Genomic DNA, 3292 nt, shown 5'->3' with positions numbered 1-3292 from the left:
GTACACACCCATGGCCATGCCCTGGCGGCTCTTGGGGAACCAGCGCGCCACATAGGGCGTGCCGACCGAGAACGAGCCGCCCGCCAGACCCACGAACAGGCCGATGGTCAGGAAGTGCCAGTATTCGGTGGCGTAGCTCATCAGCCAGATGGCCGGCACGGTGATCGCCATCAGGATCGCCATGACGATGCGGCCGCCGTAGCGGTCGGTCCAGATGCCCAGCGGCACCCGGATCAGCGAGCCGGTCAGCACCGGCATCGCGGTCAGCAGACCGAATTCGGTCGCGTTGAGGTTCAGCATTTTCTTGATCGGGATGCCGATCACGCCGAACATCATCCAGACCATGAAGCAGACCGTGAACGCCAGCGAGCTGACGATCAGGACCGACCAGGCCTTTCTTTCATTTCTCAGTTCTGAAGCCATGTTTTCTCTCCGAAAGACATGGCATGAATGTCCCTGTTCAGGGCAGGGCTGACCATCCGCCAGAGGCACACACGGCCACGGCAGAAGGACGAGGCGCCGACACGGCGGCATCGTCCGGACGAACTATGTCCCCGGGTTTTGCTGGCCTGTTTGCGCCAGATCAAGCCGTCACCCGCACCGGCTCACCCCTACGCACCGCTGCCTGTTCAGCACCTTGAACATAAGTAATTGATGAATTACATTTCAAGCCATGCCCACCGCATCGACCCCCAAACAAGCCACCGAACAGCGCCAGGCCAGCCTGGTGGCGGCCGCGCTGGACCTGGCCGCGCAGCGCAGCCCCGCCAACGTGACCACCGCCGATCTGGCCCAGGCCGTGGGCATCACGCAGGGCGCGGTGTTCCGCCATTTCGAGAGCAAGGCCGCGATCTGGCTGGCGGTGATGGACGCCGTGCACGACGACCTGCTGGCCCGCCTGCGCGCCGCCGCCGACGCCCAAGCCCAGCCGCTGGCAGCCTTGCGCGCGGTGTTCATGGCGCATGTGGATTTCGTGGTGGAGCAACCGGGCGTGCCGCGCGTGATCTTTCAGGAGCTGCAGCACCCGGAGGACACACCGCTCAAAGCGCGCGTGTGGCGGCTGATGCAGGACTACCGCGGCCTGATCACCGGCCTGCTGCAGCAAGCACAGGCGGCCCGCCAACTGGCGCCGGGCATCGACCTGCAGGCCGCGGCGGTGCTGTTCATCGGCTCGGTGCAGGGGCTGGTGATGCAGTCGCTGCTGAGCGGCCAGGTGGGGGCCATCCGCCCGCTGGCACCCGCCGTGTACGACCTGTTCCAGCACGCCCTTGCCGCCCCCCCCACCCGCACCCGACGCCCCCAGGAGACCCCCGCATGACGATGATGAAACCCACCACCTCGCGCCGGCTGCTGCTGGGCGGCCTGGCGCTCGCGCTGCTGGGCGCGCTGGCGTTCGTGGCGCTGCGCACCGGGCCGCTGGCCCCGGTGAAGGTGCAGGTGACCAAGGTGACAAAAGGCCAAGTGACGCCGGAGATCTTCGGCATTGGCCAGGTGGAGGCTCGGCGCAGCTGGCTGGTGGGGCCCACCGTGGCCGGGCGTGTGCTGGGCGTGCAGGTGGACGTGGGCCAGGCGGTGCAGCCGGGCCAGGCACTGGCCGAGATGGACCCGGTCGACCTGGACCAGCGGCTGGCGGCGCTGGACGCGTCGCTTGCGCGCGCGCAGAGCACGCAGCAGGCGGCGGGCGCGCAGGTGGCCGACGCACAGGCGCGGCGCGCGCTGGCGGCGGCGAACCTCAAACGCAACGAAGACCTGGCACAGCAGGCCTTCATCAGCGCCGGGGCGCTGGAGGCGCGCTCGCAAGAGGTGGCGTCGGCCAACGCCGGGCTGCAGGCGGCGCAGGCCAACCTGGGCGGCACGGCGCAGGACCTGAGCCGGCTGCGCGCCGAGCGCGCGGCCCTGGCGCAGCAGCGCGGCAATTTGAAACTGGTGGCGCCCGCGGCGGCGGTGGTGACGGCGCGCGACGCCGAGGCCGGCACCACGGTGGTAGCGGGCCAGGCCGTTCTGCGGCTGGTGGACCCGGCCAGCCTGTGGGTCAAGCTGCGGGTGGACCAGGGCCGCAGCGCCGGGCTGGCGCCGGGCCTGGTGGCGCGCATCGCGCTGCGCTCGCGCCCGGGCGAGGTGTTCGACGGACGGGTGGTGCGGGTGGAGGCGCTGGCCGACGCCGTGACCGAAGAGCGGCTGGCGATGGTGGCGTTCGACGCGCTGCCCGCGGGCGTGTCGGTGGGCGAAATGGCCGAGGTGACGCTGGCGCTGCCGCCCACGGCCGAGCACCTGCTGCTGCCCAACGCGGCGGTGCAGCAGCAAGAAGGCCAGACCGGTGTGTGGCGCCTGCTGGACGGCACGCTGGCCTTCGCGCCGGTGACGCTGGGCGTGCAGGGCCTGGACGGCACGGTGCAGGTGTTGAAAGGATTGAACGAGGGCGACACGGTGGTGCTGTACAGCCAGGGCGCCTTGAAGCCGGATGCGCGCATCAGCGTGGTGGAACAACTGGTGCCCGCGGGAGGCGCCAAGTGATCAGCCTCGCGGGCCGCGACATCCTGCACGGCTGGAGCAAGTACGTGCTGACCGGGCTGGGCCTTGGGCTGCTGATCGGCGTGACGCTGACCATGGCCGGCGTGTACCGCGGCATGGTGGACGACGCGCACGCGCTGCTGGCCAACAGCCGCGCCGACCTGTGGGTGGTGCAGAAAGACACGCAGGGGCCGTATGCGGAGTCGTCGAGCATCAAGGACGACGTGGTGCGCAGCGTGCGCGGCATGCCGGGCGTGGCCGCAGCAGCCAACGTGACCTACCTGACCATGCAGGTGGCGCGCAAGGGCGTGGACAACCGCGTGATGGTGGTGGGCATGGAGCCCGGCATGCCCGGCGCGCCGGGCTACCTGGTGGCCGGGCGCCACCCCACGCGCAGCCACTACGAGGCGGTGGCCGACGTGAAGACCGGCTTCCAGCTCGGCGAGACGGTGCGCATCCGCCGGCACGACTACACCGTGGTGGGGCTGACGCGGCGCATGGTGTCGTCGGGCGGCGACCCGATGCTGTTCGTGCCGCTCAAGGACGCGCAAGAAACGCAGTTTTTGAAAGACAACGACGCCATCGTCAACGACCGCGCGCGCACCGCCGCCAACCCGGCCTTCAACCGCCCGGGCAGCCCCGGCCTGCTGGAGGCGGTGCAAGGCCTGCAGACCAGCAGCCGCAGCGTGAACGCGGTGCTGGTGCAGATCGCGCCGAGCTTCACGCCCGAGCAGGTGGCCGAACCGATCCGCCGCTGGAAGCACCTGAGCGTGTACACGCG

The 3292-nt window shown here is 70.1% G+C and carries 4 protein-coding genes; 3 read left to right on the top strand and 1 reads right to left on the bottom strand.

From position 1 onward, the window contains the following. On the bottom strand, positions 1 to 423 hold a 423-nt coding region (locus ACR2JA_RS17865; protein WP_434010418.1), incomplete at its 3' end, for an MFS transporter. Positions 424 to 673: 250 nt separating this feature from the next. On the opposite strand from ACR2JA_RS17865, the gene ACR2JA_RS17860 reads away from it, so the two are divergent. The 3 genes from ACR2JA_RS17860 to ACR2JA_RS17850 form a co-directional block, all read left to right on the top strand. After that, entirely contained in the window at positions 674 to 1318 is a 645-nt protein-coding gene (locus ACR2JA_RS17860; protein WP_434010417.1) for a TetR/AcrR family transcriptional regulator, read from the top strand. Further along, the gene (locus ACR2JA_RS17855; RefSeq protein ID WP_434010416.1) at positions 1315 to 2514 is read left to right on the top strand and encodes an efflux RND transporter periplasmic adaptor subunit; all 1200 of its coding nucleotides are present in this window, start codon (positions 1315 to 1317) and stop codon (positions 2512 to 2514) included. The genes ACR2JA_RS17860 and ACR2JA_RS17855 overlap by 4 nt, the downstream gene beginning before the upstream one ends. Further along, positions 2511 to 3292 (top strand): ABC transporter permease (locus ACR2JA_RS17850; protein ID WP_434010415.1); only part of this gene is annotated, 782 nt, incomplete at its 3' end. The genes ACR2JA_RS17855 and ACR2JA_RS17850, both read left to right, overlap by 4 nt.

Origin of the sequence: Hydrogenophaga sp. (assembly GCF_051007235.1) — a bacterium.
In the GTDB taxonomy this organism is placed as follows: Bacteria; Pseudomonadota; Gammaproteobacteria; order Burkholderiales; family Burkholderiaceae_C; genus Hydrogenophaga.
The sequence above is the reverse complement of the archived record's forward strand: the minus strand, read 5'-3'. Positions and strand labels throughout refer to the sequence as shown.

What these genes read in the sequence shown, in the direction of transcription:
- ACR2JA_RS17860 (WP_434010417.1), top strand. Translation starts at nt 674, where the DNA reads ATGCCCACCGCATCGACCCCCAAACAAGCCACCGAACAGCGCCAGGCC.
- ACR2JA_RS17855 (WP_434010416.1), top strand. Translation starts at nt 1,315, where the DNA reads ATGACGATGATGAAACCCACCACCTCGCGCCGGCTGCTGCTGGGCGGC.